This window comes from Dyella sp., from assembly GCF_035685805.1.
Lineage (GTDB): Bacteria > Pseudomonadota > Gammaproteobacteria > Xanthomonadales > Rhodanobacteraceae > Dyella_A.
Genome location: NZ_DASSAB010000025.1, coordinates 37,716 through 59,097, shown reverse-complemented (window position 1 = coordinate 59,097; position 21,382 = coordinate 37,716). Strand labels below are relative to the sequence as shown.

16 protein-coding genes are annotated in these 21,382 nt (G+C 68.7%); 8 read left to right on the top strand and 8 right to left on the bottom strand.

The features are described from left to right. Positions 1–38 precede the first annotated feature (38 nt). The 3 genes from VFG40_RS05550 to VFG40_RS05540 all read right to left on the bottom strand — a co-directional run bounded on the left by VFG40_RS05550 (position 39) and on the right by VFG40_RS05540 (position 1,948). A complete protein-coding gene (locus VFG40_RS05550; protein WP_324895742.1) occupies positions 39–524 on the bottom strand; it encodes a group I truncated hemoglobin in 486 nt (161 codons plus the stop codon). A gap of 28 nt (positions 525–552) precedes the next feature. Beyond that, positions 553–1,407: a DUF3034 family protein gene (locus VFG40_RS05545; protein ID WP_414649254.1), complete on the bottom strand. Its 855-nt coding sequence runs from the start codon at positions 1,405–1,407 to the stop codon at positions 553–555. Positions 1,408–1,543: 136 nt separating this feature from the next. After that, a complete protein-coding gene (locus tag VFG40_RS05540) occupies positions 1,544–1,948 on the bottom strand; it encodes a COG4315 family predicted lipoprotein (protein ID WP_324895738.1) in 405 nt (134 codons plus the stop codon). 276 nt (positions 1,949–2,224) lie between these two features. Here VFG40_RS05540 and VFG40_RS05535 point away from each other — a divergent pair, with 276 nt between their 5' ends. The 5 genes from VFG40_RS05535 to VFG40_RS05515 all read left to right on the top strand — a co-directional run bounded on the left by VFG40_RS05535 (position 2,225) and on the right by VFG40_RS05515 (position 10,245). Continuing rightward, complete coding sequence (locus VFG40_RS05535) at positions 2,225–3,292, top strand: LacI family DNA-binding transcriptional regulator (RefSeq protein ID WP_324895736.1); 1,068 nt, start codon at positions 2,225–2,227, stop codon at positions 3,290–3,292. A 269-nt stretch (positions 3,293–3,561) separates the two neighbouring features. Beyond that, positions 3,562–6,057 (top strand): TonB-dependent receptor, encoded by a 2,496-nt coding sequence (locus tag VFG40_RS05530; RefSeq protein WP_324895734.1) that lies wholly within the window; start codon positions 3,562–3,564, stop codon positions 6,055–6,057. Between the two features lie 11 nt (positions 6,058–6,068). Continuing rightward, on the top strand, positions 6,069–7,994 hold the full coding sequence (locus VFG40_RS05525) for an alpha-amylase family glycosyl hydrolase (protein WP_324895732.1): 1,926 nt from the start codon (positions 6,069–6,071) through the stop codon (positions 7,992–7,994). A 5-nt stretch (positions 7,995–7,999) separates the two neighbouring features. After that, positions 8,000–8,944 carry a PfkB family carbohydrate kinase gene (locus VFG40_RS05520; protein WP_324895730.1) on the top strand — a complete coding sequence of 315 codons (945 nt, stop codon included), beginning with the start codon at positions 8,000–8,002 and terminating at the stop codon, positions 8,942–8,944. Next, positions 8,908–10,245 (top strand): MFS transporter, encoded by a 1,338-nt coding sequence (locus tag VFG40_RS05515; protein WP_414649250.1) that lies wholly within the window; start codon positions 8,908–8,910, stop codon positions 10,243–10,245. Before VFG40_RS05520 ends, VFG40_RS05515 begins: the two co-directional genes overlap by 37 nt. 75 nt (positions 10,246–10,320) lie before the next feature. Here VFG40_RS05515 and glnA read toward each other — a convergent pair whose 3' ends face one another. The 4 genes from glnA to VFG40_RS05495 all read right to left on the bottom strand — a co-directional run bounded on the left by glnA (position 10,321) and on the right by VFG40_RS05495 (position 14,435). Continuing rightward, complete coding sequence (gene glnA, locus VFG40_RS05510) at positions 10,321–11,730, bottom strand: type I glutamate--ammonia ligase (protein WP_324895728.1); 1,410 nt, start codon at positions 11,728–11,730, stop codon at positions 10,321–10,323. A gap of 163 nt (positions 11,731–11,893) precedes the next feature. Further along, complete coding sequence (locus tag VFG40_RS05505; protein WP_414649249.1) at positions 11,894–13,273, bottom strand: ammonium transporter; 1,380 nt, start codon at positions 13,271–13,273, stop codon at positions 11,894–11,896. Further along, on the bottom strand, positions 13,263–13,601 hold the full coding sequence (locus tag VFG40_RS05500) for a P-II family nitrogen regulator (RefSeq protein ID WP_324895727.1): 339 nt from the start codon (positions 13,599–13,601) through the stop codon (positions 13,263–13,265). The genes VFG40_RS05505 and VFG40_RS05500 overlap by 11 nt, the downstream gene beginning before the upstream one ends. A 72-nt stretch (positions 13,602–13,673) precedes the next feature. Beyond that, entirely contained in the window at positions 13,674–14,435 is a 762-nt protein-coding gene (locus VFG40_RS05495; RefSeq protein WP_324895725.1) for a TorF family putative porin, read from the bottom strand. Positions 14,436–15,037: 602 nt separating this feature from the next. Here VFG40_RS05495 and VFG40_RS05490 point away from each other — a divergent pair. Beyond that, on the top strand, positions 15,038–15,835 hold the full coding sequence (locus VFG40_RS05490; protein ID WP_324895723.1) for an undecaprenyl-diphosphate phosphatase: 798 nt from the start codon (positions 15,038–15,040) through the stop codon (positions 15,833–15,835). On the opposite strand, the gene VFG40_RS05485 is transcribed toward VFG40_RS05490, so the two are convergent. Beyond that, positions 15,781–16,827, bottom strand: coding sequence for a LysR family transcriptional regulator (locus VFG40_RS05485; RefSeq protein WP_324895721.1), 1,047 nt, complete (start codon positions 16,825–16,827; stop codon positions 15,781–15,783). The genes VFG40_RS05490 and VFG40_RS05485 overlap by 55 nt on opposite strands. Positions 16,828–16,970: 143 nt before the next feature. Here VFG40_RS05485 and VFG40_RS05480 point away from each other — a divergent pair, with 143 nt between their 5' ends. Together VFG40_RS05480 and VFG40_RS05475 are read left to right on the top strand one after the other, a co-directional pair. Then, positions 16,971–18,173 carry an efflux RND transporter periplasmic adaptor subunit gene (locus VFG40_RS05480; protein ID WP_324895719.1) on the top strand — a complete coding sequence of 401 codons (1,203 nt, stop codon included), beginning with the start codon at positions 16,971–16,973 and terminating at the stop codon, positions 18,171–18,173. A gap of 5 nt (positions 18,174–18,178) precedes the next feature. Further along, positions 18,179–21,382, top strand: a complete 3,204-nt coding sequence (locus VFG40_RS05475; RefSeq protein ID WP_324895717.1) for an efflux RND transporter permease subunit — start codon at positions 18,179–18,181, stop codon at positions 21,380–21,382.

Below are 21,382 nucleotides of genomic sequence, written 5' to 3'. Positions count from 1 at the left end.
CGGACACGGTTCGTGCCGTGCCCGCGACGGGTTGCGCGTTACTTGGTGACCACTTCGCGATGCATCGGCGCCAGTTTCGCCAGCAGCTTGTTCTGCGAGCGGAACGGGATGTCGTGCTTGTTCATCGCCAGCTGCAGGTCTTCCACCAGCGCATAGAAACCGGCGCGGTCGATGCCGAGGTTGCGGTGCGCCTGCGCCATGTCCTTGCCGGTGTAGGTGCACGGGCCGTCCAGGATCACGCAGAACTGGTCGACCAGTTCGGCCTTGATGTGTGCCTGGTCGGCATTCTCGAAGTACGGGCGGGTGCGCGCGTCGGCGAGCAGGTTGGTCATGAAGTCGTCCATCAGGCTGACCAGCCCGGCCTTGCCGCCGAAATCGTCGAACACCGGCTTGAGCGACACGTCGCGGGGCGCCGGGTTGGCGGCACCGGTCGGCGTGGTCATGGCGTCCTGGGCGAACGCGGCGGTGCCGGCGGACGACAGGCCCAGGCCCAGCGCGAGCATGTAGTGGGAGATTTTCAACATGGTGCGATCCTCGATGCGGAAGGGATGATCAGAAACCGACCTGCACCGAGGCGTAGAGCCCGCGCTGCTTGTCCTTGATGACGATGTTGCCGAGGTCGGCATAGGCCACCGTCAGCGACACGTGCTTGGTCGGCGCCCACGCCACGAACAGGTCGGCCCAGTCGTCTTCCTTGGCGATGCCGAGGTTGTTCGGCTTCTGGCGGTACTCCGCGCCCACCGCCAGGGTGCGGCTGAGCAGGTAGGCGACCGAGCCCTCGAACACCGGCTGGTAGCTGTCGCGCTTGTCGCCGCCGAAGCCGAGGATGCCGATCTGGTTGGCCTTGGTCAGGCGCACCGTGGCGTTCAGCAGCACGCTCTGGGAGAGCACCAGCTTGGTCGCGGTGATGTAGTAGTCGGTGCCCTGCGAACGCTTGGCGCCGACGAATTTCACCACCGCATCCTGATCGTTCTTCTTGTACTGGGCGCCGATCGACACCTGCGGCAGCCAGCTGTCCTGCTCGAGCACGGCGTCGCCGAACAGCCGTACCTTCACCCCGACCACGGTCTGCTTGAAGGTGAAGCCACGACCGAGGCCGAGCGCGGCCCCGACGTCCTCGGTGTTGAAGCGCTGCTGTGCCACCGACAGCTCGACACGGTCGTAGAAGCCGACCGCGGCGCCGACATCGTTGAGGTGGTAATCCTGCACGCTGACGCGGGTGGCGAATGCCGTGGCACCGATCTCGTCACGCGTGCCGTAGCCGGCGATCACTGCCCACGGCGTGAGGCCGCCGCCGGCCGAGCCTTCGATCTGCGATACGCCGCCGGTGAGCAGCAGGCGGTTGCTGGTGGTGGGCGCGTCTGCGGCCACCGCCTGGGTGGAGCCCCAACTCAGGGCAACACTCATCCCTCCGAGCAGCAGGGCCCGGAACCTACGTTGATGGAACATGGAAAACCCCTCGTTGGGTGACGCCTTGCGCGTCGGTGCATGGGTTGTACGGCGTGTTTGGACGTCCGGATGCACGGACGCCGGAAAAGGTGCTTCAGGGCGTGGTGCGGGCGACGTGCCAGTTGCCGTTGACGCCGTCGCCGCTGGCCTGGCCGGGGGTGACGTCGGCGACATAGCCGTACAGCGGACGGCCGTGCACCGCCCACTGGCGACTGCCGTCATCGCGTACGGCCAGATCCAGCGCCCCGGCGGCGCGGGCGTCGGCCGGGGCGAGTGCCGGCGGCCAGATCCTGGCGCAGGGGCCGTCGCAGACGCTGCGGCCGGCGGCGTCGGGATCGTAGGTGTACAGCGTCATGCCGCCGGCGTCGTGCAGCACGCCGCGGGCGTCGGCCGTGGGCGCGGCCAACGCAGCGCCCGCCTGCGCCTGGACCGGTGGCGCGGCGAGCGCGGCGAGCGCGGCCGCCAGCGCCCATGCGGGTAGGGCTCGGTAATGTGTCATGCGATGTTGTCCGGACGCAGGCCGATTGCCTGCACCGAGCGCTACGCACGGTGCGTCGTGCGGGATGCACCAGGCGCCCGCGCAACGGCACGGGGCGTGACGCGCATCTCGCCCGGGGGCCGCGCTCGCGGTTGGCGCCGTCATCGGGCGCTGCATTAGGCTGGCCGTCCGACCCGTACCGCGGGCTACGCCCCAAGCCTTCTCCATGATCCGACTCCTGTCCGCCCTGCCTGCCCGATCAACGCATCGCCCGCCGGCGACGCCGGAGCGCGCCGCATGAGCCGGCCGAAAGCACCTGGTGCCGCGGGACGCAAGCGCATGCAGATGGCCGACCTGGCCCGACTGGCCGGCGTCTCGGCCTCGACCGTGTCGCGTGCGCTGGCCGGCAGCGCGCTGATCAGCGAGGACACGCGCGCGCGCATCCAGACGCTGGCGCGGCAGTTCAACTACACCGTCAACAGCGTGGCCACCGACTTGCGCTCGGGCGTCAAGCGCACCATCGGCGTGGTAGTGCCGTACGAGCAGGCCACGCGGCAGAGTTTTGCCGACCCGTTTCTGCACGGCATGATCGGTGCGCTGGCCGATGCGCTGACCGAACGCGGCTACGAGATGCTGCTTTCGCGCATCGACGCGGACCGGCTCGATGCCGCCGCCGCGCTGGTGGACGGCGGCCGCACGGCGGGGCTGATCCTGATCGGCCAGTGGCGCCACCACGACCAGCTCAACGCGATGGCCGAACGTGGACTGCCGCTGGTGGTGTGGGGCGCGCGGCTGCCGCGGCAGCAGTACTGCACGGTGGGCGGAGACAACCTGCTCGGCGGCCGGCTGGTGGCCGAGCACCTGCTTGCGCAGGGCCGGCGGCACATGATCTTTCTGGGCGACACCGGCCTGCCGGAGGTGGCGCAACGGTTCCGCGGCTTCAGCCAGGCGCTGAAGCAGCACGGCATCACGCTGGGCGGCGAGCAGCGCGCGGTGGTGCCATTCCTGGCCGAGAGCGGGCGGCAGTCGATGCTCGACCTGATCGACGCGCAACCGGCGCTGGACGCGGTGTTTGCCAGCAGCGACCTGCTCGCCATGGCAGCGATCAGCGCGTTGCGCGAGCGCGGCCGGCGGATTCCCGAGGACGTGGCCGTGGTCGGCTACGACGACGTGGAGCTGGCCGCGCATTTCCACCCGCCGTTGAGCACCGTGCGCCAGCCGATCGCCGCCGGCGGCACGGCGATGGTGGAGCACCTGCTCGCGCTGCTGCGCGGTGAGGCGCCGGCGCGTGCCGAGGTGCTCGAGACCCGGCTGGTGGTGCGCGAAAGCAGCCGCGCGACCCCTCGCGTCGTCAAGGCGCGCTAACGCAACGCAGCAAAATGCTGCCGGGCGCAGGCATGCCGCCGGCGACCGGCGCACCGGCCTCGTTTTCGTGCAATCGTTGTCACGCCCGGCCTTGCGGGCGGTCGCTTCCCTGCCATGTAAACGTTTAATTCGGCTCGCGCAGAGCCGTGTTGCAACGCGCATTGCAATCGATTGCATGAATGGCCAGCATGCTCCCACGATCATCCACGGACGTTGACCGGCCCGCCCTGCCGCGCCGCGCGACGCCCTTCATTGCCGGGGAGACACCGATGAAGACCGATGCCGTTCGCAAGCACGCGCTTGCCGTCGCCGTACTGCTGGCCCTGTTGCCGGTGGCGGCGATGGCCCAGGACGATGCGCCATCCAGGCCCGACGCCAGCCGCCAGGACGACGGCACCGGCAAGAAGGCCGTGAACCTCGATCAGATGGTGGTCACCGCCTCGCCGGCGGCGCTGACCAAGATGGGCTCGAGCATCTCGGTGAGCACGCTGGAAGCGGACCAGCTCACCGACAGCGGCGCACTGGGCGCGGCGGACATCCTGCGCGACGTGCCCGGCATACGCGCCGAGTCCTCCGGTGGCGAGGGCAATGCCAACATCTCCGTGCGCGGCCTGCCGGTGGCCTCCGGTGGCGCCAAGTTCGCGCAGTTCCAGGTCGACGGCATGCCGGTGCTGGAGTTCGGAGACATCGCGTTCGCCACGCCCGATACCTTCCTGCGGCCGGACTTCAACATCGACCACGTCGAGGTGGTGCGTGGCGGTTCCTCGTCGGTGTTCGCCAGCAACGCGCCGGGCGCGGTGCTCAACTTCATCACCAAGACCGGCCAGGACAGGGGCGGCAACATCGGGCTCACCACTGGCCTGAACTACGACAGCAAGCGGCTGGACTTCGACTACGGCCAGCCGGTCAGCGACAGCACGCGCTTCCACGTCGGCGGGTTCCTGCGCGACGGCGAAGGCCCCAAGACCGCCGGCTTCACCACCCAGCGCGGCGGCCAGCTGATGGGCAACCTCACCCACGACATCGACGGCGGCTACCTGCGCGCCAGCGTGCAGCTGCTGGATGATCGCGCACCGGCGTACCTGCCGGTACCGGTGTCGATCACCGGCAGCAACAGCAATCCGCACGTCAGCTCGCTGCCGGGCTTCGACCTGCACAACGGCACCCAGCTCACGCCGTACTGGCAGCGCGACCTGGCGATCGACGCCAGCGGCAACCGCCGCGTCACCGACCTGGGCGACGGCTACCACTCCAAGGTGCAGGCGTTCGGTGGCGAGGGGCAGTTCACCCTTGGCGAGGGCTGGACGCTGCACGAGCAGTTCCGCATCGCGTCCAACTCCGGCTCGTTCACCGGGCCGTACTCGGCCGAGGTGAACACCGCCGCGGCACTGGCCGAGGAAGTCGGCGGCCCGGGCGCCACGCTGCGCTATGCCAACGGACCGATGGCCGGCCAGGCGGTGGACGCGTCCAGCGTCGGCGGCAACGGGCTGGCCCAGCGCACCTTGCTGTTCAACGTGTCGCTGCCGTCGATGGACAACACCACCAACGACCTCAAGCTCAAGCGCGACTTCGACCTCGCCAGTGGCCCGATGACGCTGCTGCTGGGCTATTACCACTCGCGCCAGGACATCCAGCAGGACTGGCACTGGAACCAGTACGTGCAGAGCGTGCAGGGCAAGGACGCGGTGCTGCTGGACGTGATCGACGCCAATGGCGTGCCGGTCACCGAGGGCGGGCTGGAAGCCTACGGCCAGCCGATCTTCGGCAACTGCTGCACGCGCTCGTATGACGCCAACTACACGATGGACTCGCCGTACGTGTCGCTGAGCTGGCAGCCGGGCAGCTGGCAGTTCGACGCCGGCGTGCGCTACGACCACATGAAGGCGCGCGGCAGCTACGCGGCCGCCAGCGGCACCACCCTGGACGTCAACGGCGACGGCGCGATCTCGGTGCCGGAGCAGAACGTGCAGGTGGTGAACAACGCCAACGCGCAGCCGGTGAACTACGACAAGCACCATCTGGAGTATTCGTTCGGCGCCAACTACCTGCTCAGCACCGACGTGGCGCTGTTCGCCCGGGCCAGCCGCGGCGCGCGCTTCAACGCCGATCGCCTGCTGTTCGGCGGCGGCCTGCTCGCTGACGGCACCGCACCGGACGGGGTGGCGATCAACACGGTCAAGCAGTACGAAGGCGGCGTGAAGTGGAGCACGCGGCACACCAGCCTGTTCGTCACCGGCTTCTACGCCACTACGCAGGAGCAGAACCAGGACGTCACCTCGCCGACCCAGTTCCTGATCAGCCGCAACTACAAATCGCACGGCGTGGAGGTGGAAGGTTCGCTGGACTACGGCGACTTCAGCATGCGTGGCGGCGTCACCTGGACCCACTCGCGCATCACCAAGGACGCGATCACGCCGGCCAATGTCGGTGACGTGCCGCAGCGCCAGGCGGACTGGGTGTACCAGCTGAGCCCGAGCTACCGCATCGGCGACTTCGACCTGGGCGCGACGGTGCTGGGCACCAGCAAGTCCTACGCCGGCAACCCGAACGGCCTGGTGATGCCGGGCTACACTCAGGTCAATGCGTTCGTGCGCTACAACGTCAGCGATCGCAGCGCCGTCACGCTGCAGGCGGACAACCTGTTCAACGCCACCGGCCTGACCGAGATCGACCAGAGTCCGGGCACCGTCACCGCGAGCGGCCTCAACACTGCCCGCTCGATCCTGGGGCGCACCGTCTTCGCCAGCTGGCGCTATCGCCTGTGACCGAACCGGACGTGCCCGCGCCGCCGCTGCGCACGCCGCACCCGGCGCGCATCGCGGCTGCGCGGCAGGCGTTTGTCGAGGCGCTGCCGCCAGCCCGGCGCCGCGTTGGCGAGCAGCGCTTCGACCGCGCCGGGGCGGTACTGGTGGGTGCGCTGGAGGCGCTGTACGGCCATGCACCGGACGCCGACCGCTGGCTGCTCGGGCTGTGCGCAGGGCTCGGACAGCTGGCCGCCGTACGCCCCGAGCCGCTGGCGGCACTCGATGCGGCACGCGAGGCGCAGCCGGACTGGTTCGTGCGCCAACGGATGCTCGGCTACTCCGCCTACGTCGACCGCTTCGGCGGCACGCTGGCAGGGGTGGCCGGGCGCATCGACCACCTTCGTGCGCTGGGCGTGGACTACCTGCACCTGCTGCCGTTCCTGCGCGCCCGCGCGGGCGAGAGCGACGGCGGTTTCGCGGTGTCGAGCTTCGAGGAGATCGAGCCCGCGCTGGGCAGCATGGCCGAGCTGGAACAGCTGACCACCCGGCTGCGCGAGGCGGGCATCAGCTTGTGCGCCGATCTGGTGCTCAACCACGTTGCCGACGACCACGCCTGGGCCCGCGCAGCGATGGCCGGCGACGCAGACAAGCGCGCGTTCTTCCACGTGTTTGCCGAGCGCGCCCTGCCCGACGCGTACGAGGCGACGCTGGGCGAGGTGTTCCCGCAGGCAGCGCCCGGCAACTTCACCCACGTGCCGGCGCTGGACGGCTGGGTGTGGACCACGTTCTACCCGTTCCAGTGGGATCTCAACTACGCGCATCCGCCGGTGTTCGCGGCCATGGCGCACGCGATGCTGCAACTGGCCAACCGCGGCGTGGAGGTGTTCCGGCTCGACTCGGCGCCGTTCCTGTGGAAGCGGCTGGGCACCACCTGCCTCAACCAGCCGGAGGTGCACACGGTGCTGGCCGCACTGCGCGCCTGCACCGCGCTGGTGGCGCCGGGCGTACTGCTGAAGGCCGAGGCGATCGTGCCGGCCGCCCAGGTGCTGCCGTACTTTGGCGAAGGCGAGCTGCGCGGGCGCGAGTGCCAGCTGGCGTATCACAGCGGGCTGATGGCCGGCGCCTGGGCAGCACTGGCCGAAGGCAGCGCGGCGCTGCCGCGCCGGCTGCTGGCGCAGACGCCCGCGCCACCGCCGGACACCGGCTGGATCACCTACGTGCGCTGCCACGACGACATTGTGTGGGGCGTGCTGCGGCCGCTGGTGGAAGCGCATGGCGGAGACTTCGCGCAGCGTATCGGCGGCGCCGCGGCGTTCCTCGAAGGACGCGTGGCGGGCAGCTTCGCGCGCGGCGCGGCGTTCCAGGCGCATGACGAGCACAGCGTGCACGGCAGCAACGGCATGACTGCCTCGCTGCTGGGCCTGCCGGACGATCCGCTGGCGCCGATCGATCCCGCCGCGCTGCGTCGCTACGCGCTGCTGCACGCGCTGGCGCTGTGGGTGGGCGCGGTGCCGCTGCTGTACATGGGCGACGAACTGGGCCAACCGAACAATGCCGATCCGGCCGATGCTGCGCGCATCGCCGCGGACGGCCGCTGGCTGCAGCGTCCGCAGCTGTCCACCACTGCGCTGGCCCTGCTGGCGCAACAGCGCGGCGTGCCTGCGGCAACGGTCGGCGTGCTGCGTGCGCTGATGACGGTGCGGCGCGATCCGCGCTGGGCGGCCGCCACGGCACCGACGCTGGTGGAGCACCCCGATCCGGCACTGCTGATCCTGCGTCGCGGCGACGATGCGCTGGGCGTATTCCATTTCGGGCGCGACGAGGTGCCGCTGGATCTGGCCGCACTGGACGCCGGCAACGGCTGGAACGACGCCTTCGCCAGCGGCGCGGCGGCCGGCGGCGCTGTCCGCACGTTGGCACCGTGGGCGACACTGTGGCGGTTCCGCAACCGGGAGTGAGCGAGATGAGCGACGCACAGGTAATCGTGTTCGGCGAGGCGCTGGTGGATGCATTCGCCGATGGTCCGGTGCCCGGTGGCGCGCCGTTCAACGTGGCCTGCCACCTGGCCGCGCTGGGCCTGTCGCCGCGGCTGATCACGCGGCTGGGCGAGGACGACGCCGGCAGCACGCTGCGCGCGGCGGCCGCGCGTTGTGGACTGTCGCTGGACTCGGTGCAGCACGACGAGCACACCGCGCGCGTGCTGGTGCACGAACGCGACGGTGGGCACGTGTTCGAGATTCCGCCGGCGCAGGCGTTCGACCGCATCGACGCAGCGCAGGCGGTGGCGGCCATGCCCGCGGCCGGCGCGGCACCGTCGTGGATTTATTTCGGCACGCTGGCGCTGCGCGCCCCGGCTTCGCGGGCGGCGCTGGCGGCGGTGCGCGCAGCGATGCCGCATCGCGCGTTCGTGGATCTGAACTGGCGCGAGGCCGGGCCGCAGCCGGCGGCGATCCTCGAGCTGCTGCGCGACGTGCACGTGCTGAAGCTGAGCGACGCCGAGCTGGCGATGCTGCTGCACTGGCTCGCGCTGGCGCCGATGCCCGGGCTGCCCGCCATCGACGACGAGCACGCCTCGATGCGCGCGCTGTGCACACGTACCGGCGCGCGCCACGTGTTGGTCAGCCACGGTGCCGATGGCGCCGCCGCGTGGAACGGCGAGGGGCGCTGCGTGGCTCGCGCCGCGGCGCCACCGGTGCCGCAGGTGATGGACACGGTGGGCGCGGGCGATGCCTTCAGCGCGATGATGCTGGCCGGGCTCGCGCTCGGCCATCCGCTGGCCTACATGCTGGGCCAGGCGGTGGCGTTCGCCAGCCTCAGCTGCGGCTGGCGCGGCGCGCTGCCGGCGCAGATGGCGTTGTACCGGCCGTGGCAATGCACGCTGGCGCGCGTGGCGGATTCGGCGGCGTGAGGCTGCGCAAGCCACGGCTGGGGTTCTGGCAGATCCTCAACATGAACGTGGGGTTCTTCGGCATCCAGTTCAGTTTCGGCCTGCAGCAGAGCAACATGAGCCCGATCTACAAGTACCTTGGCGCCGCCGACGGCAGCTTGCCGTACCTGTGGCTGGCCGGCCCGATCACGGGCCTGATCGTGCAGCCGCTGATCGGCGCCATGAGCGACCGCACCGACAGCCGGCTCGGGCGGCGCACGCCGTACTTCCTGATCGGCGCGCTGATCTGCAGCGCGTGCCTGCTGGCGATGCCGTTCAGTCCCGCGCTGTGGGTGGCGGCGAGCCTGCTGTGGATTCTCGACGCGGCCAACAACGTGACGATGGAGCCATACCGCGCCTTCGTCAGCGACCGGCTGGACGAAAGCCAGCACAGCGCCGGGTTCCTTACCCAGAGTGCGTTCACCGGGTTGTCGCAGACGCTGGCCTACCTCACGCCGTCGCTGCTGGTGATCGTGGGCATGGATATCACCTCGACCAACGCGCACGGCATTCCGTATGCGGTGGTTACCGCGTTCGTGATCGGCGCAGTGTTCTCGGTGGTGTCGATCGGCTGGTCGGCGTGGACCACGCCGGAGCTGCCGCTGTCGGACGCCGAGCGTGCCCACATGCGGGCACAGCCGCGCTCGGCCGCCGCCACCGTGCGGGAGATCGCCGATGCCGTGCGGCAGATGCCCGCGACTATGCGCCAGCTGGCGGTGATGATGCTGTTCCAGTGGTACGCGATGTTCTGCTACTGGGAATACATCACGCTGTCGCTGGCACACACGCTGTACGGCAGCACCGACGCGGCCACGCCGGGCTTTGGCGAGGCGGTGCTGATCACCGGACGCATCGGCGGCTTCTACAACTTCATCGCTTTCGTTGCCGCGGTGGCGATGGTGCCGCTGGCGCGGCGGATGGGCCCGGAGGCGCTGCACGCAATCTGCCTGACCCTGGGCGGTGCGGGGCTGATCGCGCTGCCGCTGATCCACGATCCGTGGTGGCTGCTGCTGCCGATGCTGGGGCTGGGCCTGACCTGGGCCAGCATGATGGGTAACCCCTACGCGATGCTGGCCGGCTGTATCCCGGCCGAGCGCGCGGGCGTGTACATGGGCATCTTCAACGGCTTCATCGTGCTGCCGATGCTGCTGCAGATCCTCACCATTCCGCTGCTCTACCACCGCGTGCTCGGCGACAACCCGGCCAACGTGATCCGGCTGGCCGGTGCGGGGCTGGTGGTGGCCGCGGCGCTCGCGCTGCGGGTGAAACGCACCTCCGGCTGAGTCGCACCACGTGTCGCCGGTGAAAAAAAAAGGGAGCCTCGCGGCTCCCTTCTTCGCTGCGCCGGGCGGATGCGATCAGAGCGCGTAGTACATCTGGAACTCCAGCGGATGCGTGCTGGCGCGGTACTTGGTGACTTCCTGCATCTTCAGCTCGATGTAGGCATCGATGAAGTCGTCGGTGAACACGCCGCCGGCCTTGAGGAACTCGCGGTCCTTGTCCAGCGCGTCCAGCGCGGCGTCGAGGCTGGAGCACACCTGCGGGATGTTCTTCTCTTCTTCCGGCGGAAGGTCGTACAGATCCTTGTCCGACGGCGCACCCGGGTCGATCTTGTTCAGGATGCCGTCCAGACCGGCCATCATCAGCGCGGTGAAGGTGAGGTAGCCCGACTGCATCGGATCGGGGAAGCGCACCTCGATGCGGCGGCCCTTGGGGCTGGACACATACGGAATGCGGCAGCTGGCCGAACGGTTGCGGGCCGAGTAGGCCAGCATCACCGGCGCCTCGAAGCCCGGCACCAGGCGCTTGTAGCTGTTGGTGGTGGAGTTGGCGAAGGCGTTGATCGCCTTGGCGTGCTTGAAGATACCGCCGATGTACCACAGCGCGGTCTGGCTCAGGCCGCCGTAAAGGTCGCCCGCAAACAGGTTCTCGCCGCCCTTGGACAGCGACTGGTGCACGTGCATGCCGCTGCCGTTGTCGCCGACGATCGGCTTGGGCATGAAGGTGACGGTCTTGCCGTTCTGGTGGGCGACGTTCTTCACCACGTACTTCATGGTGATCAGCTCGTCGGCCTTCTTCACCAGCGTGTTGAACTTGACGCCGATCTCGCACTGGCCGGCATTGGCCACTTCGTGGTGGTGCACTTCCACCACCTGGCCGAGCGACTCCAGCACCTTGCACATGTCCGCGCGCAGGTCGCCCAGGGTGTCGACCGGGCTGACCGGGAAATAGCCGCCCTTCACGCCCGGACGGTGGCCGGTGTTGTCGCCGTCGTACTTGTAACGCGAGGACCAGGCGGCCTCTTCGGAGCCGATCTCGTAGAACACGCGGCCCATGTCGTTCTGCCAGCGCACCGAGTCGAAGATGAAGAACTCCGGCTCCGGGCCGAAGAACGCGGTGTCGGCCAGGCCGGTGGACTTGAGGAACGCCTCGCCGCGCTTGGCGATCGAGCGCGGGTCGCGGCCGTAGGCCTGCATCGTGCTCGGCTCGAGCACGTCGCAATGCAGCACCACCTGCGTGTGCGAGCTGAACGGATCGAGGTAGGCGGTGTCCGGGTCGGGCATCAGCACCATGTCCGACTCGTTGATGCCCTTCCAGCCGGCGATCGACGAGCCGTCGAACATCTTGCCGTCCTCGAAGGTGCTCTCGTCGATGGCGTGCGCGGGGAAGGTGACGTGATGCTGCTTGCCCAGCATGTCGACGAAGCGGAGATCGACGAACTCGACGTCATGCTCCTGGAACAGGTCAAGCACTTTTGCGACGGACATGGAAAACCTCGGGTGTGAATGGCCAGCGTGATTTAGCAAGCGTCATGCCACGCAGAAGACGCGCCGCGCCCGGCATGGAACAAGGCGGAGCGGCGCCTGGAAGGACGCCGCCCGCATCATACATGGGCAACCTGTGGCCCCTATTGCACCAAACTCGTGCGAATCAGCTCTCGTAGGCGCTCTCGCCGTGCGAGGTGATGTCCAGGCCCTCGCGCTCCGCATCGGCGCTCACCCGCAGGCCGAAGATCGCCTTGACGAGGAAGAACGCAATCACCGACACCACGCCGCTCCATAGCAAGGTGATGCCCACGCTCAGTGCCTGCACGCCCACCTGATGGCCAATCGAAAAATCCGCGCCGCCGGTGCCGCCGAGCGAGGGCGCGGTGAACACGCCGGTGAGCAGGGCGCCGAGGATGCCGCCCACGCCGTGCACGCCGAACACGTCCAGCGCGTCGTCCGCGCGCAGGATCTTCTTCAGCCCGGTGACGCCCCACACGCAGGCCACGCTGGCCAGTGCGCCGATCACCAGTGCGCCCATCGGCCCGACGGTGCCGCAGGCGGGCGTGATCGCCACCAGCCCGGCCACCGCGCCCGAGGCACCACCGACCATCGACGGCCGGCCCTTGAGCACCGCCTCGATCAGCAACCAGGCGAGTACCGCGGCCGCCGTCGCCAGCATGGTGTTGATGAAGGCCAGCGCCGCGCCGGCGTTGGACTCCAGGTTGGAGCCGGCGTTGAAGCCGAACCAGCCCACCCACAGGATCGCCGCGCCGACCATGGTGAAGGTGACGTTGTGCGGCTTCATCGACTGGTGGCCGATGCCCAGCCGCGGCCCGACCATGTAGGCACCGACCAGCCCCGCCACGCCCGCATTGATGTGCACCACGGTGCCGCCGGCGAAATCCAGCGCGCCGCGGGCGAACAGGAAACCGTCCGGCCCGTACCAGACCATGTGCGCGATCGGCAGGTAGGCGAAGGTGAACCACAGCGCGCAGAACACCAGCACCGCGCGAAAGCGCATGCGCTCGGCGAACGCGCCCACGATCAACGCGCCGGTGATGCCGGCGAAGGTGGACTGGAACACCACGAACACGTACTCGGGCAGCGCGACGCCCGCAGTGAATGTGGCTGCCAGACTGTCCTTGTTGACGCCCTTCAGGAACAGCTTGTCCAGGTTGCCGATGAAGGCGTTGCCGCCGTTGAAGGCCAGCGTGTAGCCGTAGATCACCCACAGCACCACGATCACCGAGAACACCGTCATCACCTGCATCAGCACCGACAGCACGTTCTTCGAACGCACCAGGCCGCCGTAGAACAGCGCCAGCCCGGGCACCGTCATCAGCAGCACCAGCAAGGTGGAGGTGAGCATCCAGGCCACATCGCCCTTGTCGACCACCGGCGTGGCATCGGCGGCATGGGACGCCGGCGAAAGCGCCAGCAGGCACAGCAGCATAAGGGCAAGCACCCACGCGGGCAGCGCGCGCGCGGGGCGGGAAAGCACGATCTCTTTCATGGAAAACCTCGCGGGCGGGTTAAAGGGCATCGGCGTCGAGTTCGCCGGTGCGGATGCGGATGACCTGCTCCACCGGGCTGACGAAGATCTTGCCGTCACCCACGCTGCCGGTCTTGGCGGACTGCTGGATCGCTTCCAGCACGCCGTCGAGCTGCTCCTCGGTGACGACCACGTCGACCTGGAGCTTGGGCAGGAAGTCCACCACGTACTCCGCCCCGCGATACAGCTCGGTGTGGCCCTTCTGCCGGCCGAAGCCGCGTACCTCGCTGACGGTGATGCCGCTCACGCCCGCGGCGGTGAGCGCGTCGCGCACCTCGTCGAGCTTGTATGGCCGGATGATGCAACTGATCAATTTCATGGCTGGCTCCCCCTCATGCCTGTCTCCCCGTGTGGCGCGGCGGCGCAGCGGCCACCGCGATGCGATGTCCGATCAGAACGCCTTGGCTAACGTGAGAATGCCGGTGGCGCGGCCGACGAAATGGCCGTCGGCGTTGGTGTAGACGCTGCGCGCTGCGCTGGTGTCGTAGTAGCCCAGCGACAGCGAGTAGCCGTGGTCGAACGCCTTGGTGACGCCGACCTTCCAGTCGCTGTAGGAAGCGCCCGCGACGTGCCGCACCTTCTGGCGACCGGCGTGCAGGTTCAGCGTCCAGCCTGGGCTGAACTCCACGTTGTAGGAGAGATCGAGGTACCCGGAGTGCTTGGAGTCGGCAAAGCCGAACAGGTTGGTCAGTGCGTGCGAGTACTTCAGCGTCACGCCCTTGTAGCCCAGCGCGCCGTAGACCTCGGTGGTGTACGGCCGGGTGAAGCCTGTTGGGTAGGTGCCCGGGTAGTAGTACTCGTAGAGGCCGACGTCGTAGCTGACGTCACCCGCGAAGCTGCCGCGGAAGCCGGTGTAGAAGTCCAACTCCACGCTGGAGGAGATGTGCGCCGCATCGGTGGATGCGTCGGACAACCAGCTGATGTTGCTGCCCCACGCACCGGCGTACCAGCCGCTTGCGTGGTCGTACTCGACACCCGGCTGCACCGCCGGTTTCCAGTTGGTCTGCGACAGGCCGCGGAACAGGTAGTCGTTGACCACCGCCACGCTGCCGGCCACCGTGCTGCTCGGCGCCTCGTCCGCCATTGCCGGCATGGCGACGCTCGCCACGCACCATGCCACGCCCCACGCCATCGCTCGTATGCGTCGTTTCATTGCGACCCTCCCACGCCAGAGTGAACGTGCCGCGTGTGGACGTCTGGACGTCCATGCACGGCACGCTGGAACCAAGCGATCACCCGCGCCAGCGAGGGCGCAGCCGGCTCCGTCACCGCGGCGTTGGGCGCGCAATGGAAGAGGCGGTGTGTAGCGGGTCGAGCCGGCCGCAGGCGACCGACGCAGAACGGGCGGGCCGCACGGGAGGCGGCGCGCAGCGGGAGCAAAGGCGATGGAGGCGGTAGCGCGGCGGCGCGGATGTCGCGCGTCAGCCGGTGCTGATCCCCCGATCGGTCGATCCGGGCAAGCCGCGGGCGCGAGCGGAAGGCTGCCGCGCGGCAAGGATCGAAACCTTTGCTGCAGTTCGATCCTGCCCCATGCATTGCTGCGTTGCAATATGGTGACGCGCCCTGCCTTATCACCATTCGTCACAAGCGCGCTGCGCCGCAGCACGGCGCGGTCGGAAGAGCGCAGAGTGAACCGGGCGGGCAGGTCAACGACCGGCACGTGCCATGGCCTGTCGTCGGTTTCACCTGCTCTGCCCGTATGCTGTCGCCCCTTCCAGCGGCCACGGCGGCCGCGCTTTCCAGGATCTGCATCACGTGATCGATCTGCTCCGCGTCATCCTGCTCGGCATCATCGAAGGCATCACCGAGTTTCTCCCGATCTCCAGTACCGGCCACCTGCTGATTGCCGAGAAGCTCGGCCTCGGCGCGCGCTCGGAGCTGTTCAACGTGGGTATCCAGGCGGGCGCGATCCTGGCGGTGACGCTGATCTACTGGAAGCGGATCTGGCAGCTGTTCACCGGCTGGCGCGATCCACGCAACCGCGACTACCTGCTCAAGCTGGCGGTGGCGTTCGGGATCACTGCCGTGCTCGGCCTGATCGCGGTGAAGATGGGTTTCAAGCTGCCCGAGACGGTGACCCCGGTGGCCTGGGCGCTGGTCATCGGCGGCCTGTGGATGCTCGCTGCCGAACAGCTGGCGGCGCGGCGTCCGCCGAGCAGCACGATCACCTGGCCGGTGGCGATCCTGGTCGGCATCGCGCAGATGGTGGCGGGGATCTTCCCCGGCACCTCGCGCTCCTCGGCGACCATCTTCACCGCCCTGCTGGCCGGCACCGGCGACCGCGCCGCGGCAACCGAGTTCGCCTTCCTGGTGGGTATCCCGACGATGTACGCGGCGAGCGGCTACGAGTTGCTGAAGGTGATCCACCACGGCGGCGCCGCCCATGAGGACTGGACGGCCCTGGGTGTCGGCTTCGTGGTGTCGGCGGTGGTCGCGTTCGCGGCGGTGAAGTGGCTGCTCGGCTACATCCGCAGCCACCGCTTCACCGTGTTCTCGATCTACCGGATCGCGCTGGGGGCGGCCCTGTTGCTGCTGATGCCCGCCGGCGGCTGAAGCCGCGCGGCGTCGGCCGCGGCCGTGGCGGGGCGGCCCGCGGGCGGCGCCTCGTGCACTGCCATCGGCGCACCGGCGGCGCGTTTGCGCAGGTCCGGCTCGTTGGTCTGCTCGAACAGCTCGCGCACCCAACCGATGAACGCGCGCACGCGGGCGGACAGGTGGCGCTTCTGCGGATAGACGATCCACACCGGCTTGCCGGTGGAGCTGACGTCGGTCATCACCAGCTCCAGCATGCCCTTGCTCAGCAGGCACGAGGCCAGCATGTGCGGCGCCTGGGTGATGCCCAGCCCGGCCGCCACCGCCTGGATCACGGACTCGCCGTCGTTGATCAGCAGATGGGCGTCGATATCCACCGCCACCTGCCCGCCCGGACCGTCGAACTGCCACTGCCGCTGGCGCCCGTTGGGATAGACGTAGTTGATGCAGCGGTGGTTCTTCAGGTCGGCGATGCTTCGCGGCGCACCGTGCCGCTTCAGATAATCCGGCGCAGCGACCACCACGTTGTGCAGGTAACCGATCTTGTGCGCGATATGGCTGGAGTCCTCCAGCTGACCCACACGGATGGCGCAGTCGATGCCTTCGCCATTGAGATCGTTGGGCAGGTCGGTCATCGACAGCTCCAGCCGGATACCGGGGTAGCGCTGCTCGAACTCGGCCAGCCGAGGAATCAGCGCGGCGCGGCCCACCGCGAGCGACACCCCCACGCGCAGCTTGCCGGCCGGCTCGCGATGGGCTTCGCCCAGCGCGTCGGTGGCCTCGGCCAGATCAGCGAGGATCTCCTTGCAGCGGGCGTGGAACGCCGCGCCGTCGTCGGTCAGCCGCAGCGAGCGGGTGGAGCGGAACAGCAGGCGCGCACCCAGCCGCGCCTCCAGCCGTGACACCGCGCGGCTGACTCCGGACGGGGTCATGCCGAGCTGGGCGGCGGCGGCGGCGAAGCTGTTGGCTTCGACCACGCGGACGAATACCGATATTGCCGAGAAGTCTTCCATTGCCTGGGTTCCTGCGGGATTGGTGACTCGAGGTCACTATTGCATTGCATCAAAAGACGGTTTTCTGTACCGACAAGTATACCTATTCTCCCGGGCCTTCGCCGCTTGCCTTTGAGCGGCATCGGTTGTTCAGGGAGTGCGTCATGCAGAAACGCTGGATCTTCATCGGGCTCGCCGCGGTACTCGTGGCCGGCAGCTGGGCCGTGCTTCGCCATGCCCATGGCAACCAGAGCCAGGCCGCGCCGCCGCCGCCCGCGGTCACCGTGGCACAGACGCTGGTGCGTGCAGTCAGCGACACCGCCGCGTTCACCGGCCACTTGCAGGCCGTCGACACGGTGCAGGTGCATCCGCGCGTGAGCGGCGTCATCGATGCGGTGCAGTTCAAGGAGGGCGCGCTGGTGCACAAGGGCCAGCTGCTGTTCCGCATCGACCCGCGTCCGTACCAGGCCGAAGTGGACCGGCTCTCGGCCAATCTCGAGCAGGCCCGTGCCGAGCAGAAGCTCGCCCGCGCCAACGCCGCCCGCGGAACAAACCTGCTGGCCGCGCACGCCATCTCGCGGGAGGAGGCCGACCGCCTCGATACCGCCGCCGCCAGCGCCGGAGCGCAGATCGCCGCGACCACCGCCGCGCTGGAAGCGGCGCGGCTGAACCGCGAGTTCACCGAGGTGCGCGCGCCGATCGACGGGCGCGTCAGCAACGCGATGGTGACCGCCGGCAACCTGGTGAGCCCCGCCGACGTCTTGACGCGCGTGGTCAGCGTGAATCCGGTGTACGCCTACTTCGACGTGGACGAGCACAGCTACCTCGAGCTCGATCGCCTGCGCCGCGAGCACCACACCGTGCCGAAGGTGACGATGGCGCTGGCCGACGAATCGGGTTTCCCGCACCGCGGCAGCATCGACTTCGTCGACAACCAGCTCAGCACCGGCAGCGGCACGATCCGCCTGCGCGCCGTGTTCGACAACGCCGACGGCCGCTACACGCCGGGCCTGTACGTGCGCTTGCAGCTGCGCACCGACAGCGCCACCCCGCGCGCGCTGATCGACGACCGCGCCGTCGGCACCGACCTCGGCAACAAGTTCGTCTACGTGCTCGACAAGGACCAGAAGGTGACCTACCGCAAGGTCACCACCGGCCCGCTGCTGGACGGCCTGCGAGTGATCGAGGACGGCCTCGACGCCCGTGACGTGGTGGTGGTGAACGGCCTGCAGCACGTGCGGCCGGGCATGCAGGTGAACCCGACGCGTGTGGCGATGGAAACCCGCAGCCTCGACCCGGATACCCAACTCGCCCGCGGCGGCGGCAACCCCCGCCAGGGCCAGGCGCTGACCAGCGCCCAGGACTAACGCTCATGAAACTTGCGCAATATTTCGTGGATCGACCGATCCTCGCCGGCGTGCTGTCGGTGCTGATCCTGATCGCCGGCGCGATCTCGCTGTTCCAGCTGCCGATCGGCGAGTACCCGGAAGTGGTGCCGCCCACCGTGGTGGTGCGCGCCAGCTATCCGGGCGCCAACCCCAAGGTGATCGCCGAGACGGTGGCCACGCCGCTGGAAACCCAGATCAACGGCGTCGAGGGCATGCTCTACACCGCCTCGCAGGCCACCAGCGACGGCGCCATGACGCTGACCGTGACCTTCGCGCTGGGCACCAACCTGGACGACGCCCAGGTGCAGGTGCAGAACCGCGTGGCGCAGGCGCTGCCGCGGCTGCCCGAGGAAGTGCAGCGGCTTGGCGTGACCACCCAGAAGAGCTCGCCCGACCTCACCATGGTGGTGCACCTGATCTCGCCCGATCAGCGTTACGACATGCTGTATCTGTCCAACTACGCGCGATTGCACATCAAGGACCAGCTGGCCCGTCTGGACGGCGTCGGCGACGTGCAGGTGTTCGGCGCCGGCGAATACAGCATGCGGGTGTGGATGAACCCGGACCGCATGGCCCAGCGCGGCCTGACCACCGGCGACGTCGCCCGCGCGATCCGCGAGCAGAACGTGGAAGTGGCCGCCGGTGCGCTGAACGCGCCGCCCGGTCGCGGCAATGCCGCGTTCCAGCTCAACATCAACACGCGCGGCCGCCTGATCAGCGAGGACGACTTCCTCAACATCGTGGTGCGCACCGACAAGAACGGTGCGGTGACCCACCTGCGCGACGTGGCGCGGGTGGAGCTCGGCTCCAACAACTACGCGCTGCGCAGTCTGCTGGACAACAAGCCGGCGGTGGCACTGCCGATCTTCGCCCGTCCCGGCTCCAACGCGATCCAGATCTCCAACGAAGTCCGCACGTTGATGAAGGACCTGAAGCAGGACTTCCCGCAGGGCGTCGACTACCGCATCGTCTACGACCCCACCGTGTTCGTGCGCGGCTCGATCGAGGCGGTGGTGCATACGCTGTTCGAGGCGATCGCGCTGGTGGTGCTGGTGGTGATCCTGTTCCTGCAGACCTGGCGCGCCTCGATCATCCCGCTGGTGGCGGTGCCGGTATCGCTGGTGGGCACGTTCGCGGTGATGCACATCGCCGGCTTCTCGCTCAACGCGCTGAGCCTGTTCGGCCTGGTGCTGGCGATCGGCATCGTGGTGGACGACGCGATCGTGGTGGTGGAGAACGTCGAACGGCACATCGAGCACGGCATGACGCCGCGCGATGCCACCCGCCAGGCGATGAAGGAAGTGACCGGGCCGATCGTGGCCACGGCGCTGGTGCTGTGCGCGGTGTTCGTGCCGGCCGCGTTCATCAGCGGCCTGACCGGCGAGTTCTATCGGCAGTTCGCGCTGACCATCGCGATCTCCACGGTGATCTCGGCGTTCAACTCGCTGACCCTGAGCCCGGCGCTCTCCGCGCTGCTGCTCAAGGATCGCAACGCGCCGAAGGACAAGCTCAGCCTGGCCATCGACCGTGGCTTCGGCTGGCTGTTCCGCCCGTTCAACCGCTTCTTCGTGCGCAGCGCGGACGGCTACGTGGGCGGCGTGAAGCGCGTGCTGGGCAAGGGCTCGATCGCGCTGCTGGTCTACGGCGGCCTGGTGCTGTTGGGCCTGTTCGGCTTCGCCAAGGTGCCGACCGGCTTCGTGCCGCCGCAGGACAAGCAGTACCTGGTGTCATTCGCGCAGCTGCCCGATGCCGCCTCGCTGGATCGCTCCGAGGACGTGATCCGCCGCATGAGCGAGATCGCGCTGAAGCAGCCGGGCGTGGAGAACGCGGTGGCGTTCCCGGGCCTGTCGATCAACGGCTTCACCAACTCGACCAACTCCGGCATCGTGTTCGTGACGCTGAAGCCGTTCGAGCAGCGGCGCGATCCGTCGCTTTCGGCCGGGGCGATCGCCGGGGCGCTGAACCAGAAGTTCGCGGCGATCCAGGACGCCTACATCGCGATCTTCCCACCGCCGCCGGTACAGGGGCTGGGCACGATCGGCGGCTTCCGCCTGCAGGTGGAAGACCGCAGCGACCGGGGCTACCAGGAGCTCTACAAGCAGACACAGAACCTGATTGCGGCGAGCCAGAAGGAGCCGGCGCTGGCCGGGCTGTTCTCCAGCTACCAGGTAAGCGTGCCGCAGATCGACGCCGAGGTGGATCGCGAGAAGGCCAAGGCCGAAGGCGTGGATCTGGCCGACGTCTACCAGACCATGCAGGCCTACCTCGGCTCGCTGTACGTGAACGACTTCAACCGCTTCGGGCGCACCTACCAGGTGAACCTGTCGGCCGAGCCGGGCTTCCGTCGCGAGCCGCAGGACGTCACCCAGCTGAAGACCCGCAACGCGGCCGGCCAGATGGTGCCGCTGGGCTCGTTCGTCACGGTCAGCCAGACAGTCGGCCCCGAGCGCGTGATGCACTACAACGGCTACCCGACCGCCGAGATCAACGGCGGCCCGGCACCGGGCTACAGCTCGGGCCAGGCGCAGGCGGCGATCGAACGGCTGGCGCACAAGACCCTGCCCAACGGCATGACGTTCGAATGGACCGAGCTGACCTACCAGCAGATCCTCGCCGGCAATACCGCGGTGCTGGTGTTCCCGCTGTGCGTGCTGCTGGTGTTCCTGGTGCTGGCCTCGCTGTACGAGAGCGTGACGCTGCCGCTGGCGGTCATCCTGATCGTGCCGATGGTGCTGCTGTCTGCGATCGCCGGTGTGTGGCTGAGCGGTGGCGACAACAACATCTTCACCCAGATCGGCCTGATCGTGCTGGTGGGCCTGGCGTGCAAGAACGCGATCCTGATCGTGGAGTTCGCCCGCGAGGCGCAGATCCTGGAAGGCATGGACCGCGTGCAGGCGGTGCTGGAGGCGGCACGGCTGCGACTGCGCCCGATCCTGATGACCTCGTTCGCCTTCATCATGGGCGTGGTGCCGCTGGTGCTGTCGCACGGCGCCGGCGCGGAGATGCGTCACGCGATGGGCGTGGCGGTGTTCTCCGGCATGCTCGGCGTCACCTTTTTCGGGCTGGCCTTCACCCCGCTGTTCTACGTATTGATCCGCGGCTGGAGCGAGCGCAGCGCCGAGCGTCGCGCCGCCCGCCAGGCCGCCCGTGCCGCGCAGCTGCCCGCGCCGGCTTTCGAGGAGCATTGA

Excerpts from the sequence above, each read along its gene's own strand:
- VFG40_RS05550 (WP_324895742.1), bottom strand. The coding sequence starts at position 524 with ATGTTGAAAATCTCCCACTACATGCTCGCGCTGGGCCTGGGCCTGTCG.
- VFG40_RS05545 (WP_414649254.1), bottom strand. The coding sequence starts at position 1,407 with ATGAGTGTTGCCCTGAGTTGGGGCTCCACCCAGGCGGTGGCCGCAGAC.
- VFG40_RS05540 (WP_324895738.1), bottom strand. The coding sequence starts at position 1,948 with ATGACACATTACCGAGCCCTACCCGCATGGGCGCTGGCGGCCGCGCTC.
- VFG40_RS05535 (WP_324895736.1), top strand. The coding sequence starts at position 2,225 with ATGAGCCGGCCGAAAGCACCTGGTGCCGCGGGACGCAAGCGCATGCAG.
- VFG40_RS05530 (WP_324895734.1), top strand. The coding sequence starts at position 3,562 with ATGAAGACCGATGCCGTTCGCAAGCACGCGCTTGCCGTCGCCGTACTG.
- VFG40_RS05520 (WP_324895730.1), top strand. The coding sequence starts at position 8,000 with ATGAGCGACGCACAGGTAATCGTGTTCGGCGAGGCGCTGGTGGATGCA.
- VFG40_RS05515 (WP_414649250.1), top strand. The coding sequence starts at position 8,908 with ATGCACGCTGGCGCGCGTGGCGGATTCGGCGGCGTGAGGCTGCGCAAG.
- glnA (WP_324895728.1), bottom strand. The coding sequence starts at position 11,730 with ATGTCCGTCGCAAAAGTGCTTGACCTGTTCCAGGAGCATGACGTCGAG.
- VFG40_RS05505 (WP_414649249.1), bottom strand. The coding sequence starts at position 13,273 with ATGCCCTTTAACCCGCCCGCGAGGTTTTCCATGAAAGAGATCGTGCTT.
- VFG40_RS05500 (WP_324895727.1), bottom strand. The coding sequence starts at position 13,601 with ATGAAATTGATCAGTTGCATCATCCGGCCATACAAGCTCGACGAGGTG.
- VFG40_RS05495 (WP_324895725.1), bottom strand. The coding sequence starts at position 14,435 with ATGAAACGACGCATACGAGCGATGGCGTGGGGCGTGGCATGGTGCGTG.
- VFG40_RS05485 (WP_324895721.1), bottom strand. The coding sequence starts at position 16,827 with ATGGAAGACTTCTCGGCAATATCGGTATTCGTCCGCGTGGTCGAAGCC.
- VFG40_RS05480 (WP_324895719.1), top strand. The coding sequence starts at position 16,971 with ATGCAGAAACGCTGGATCTTCATCGGGCTCGCCGCGGTACTCGTGGCC.
- VFG40_RS05475 (WP_324895717.1), top strand. The coding sequence starts at position 18,179 with ATGAAACTTGCGCAATATTTCGTGGATCGACCGATCCTCGCCGGCGTG.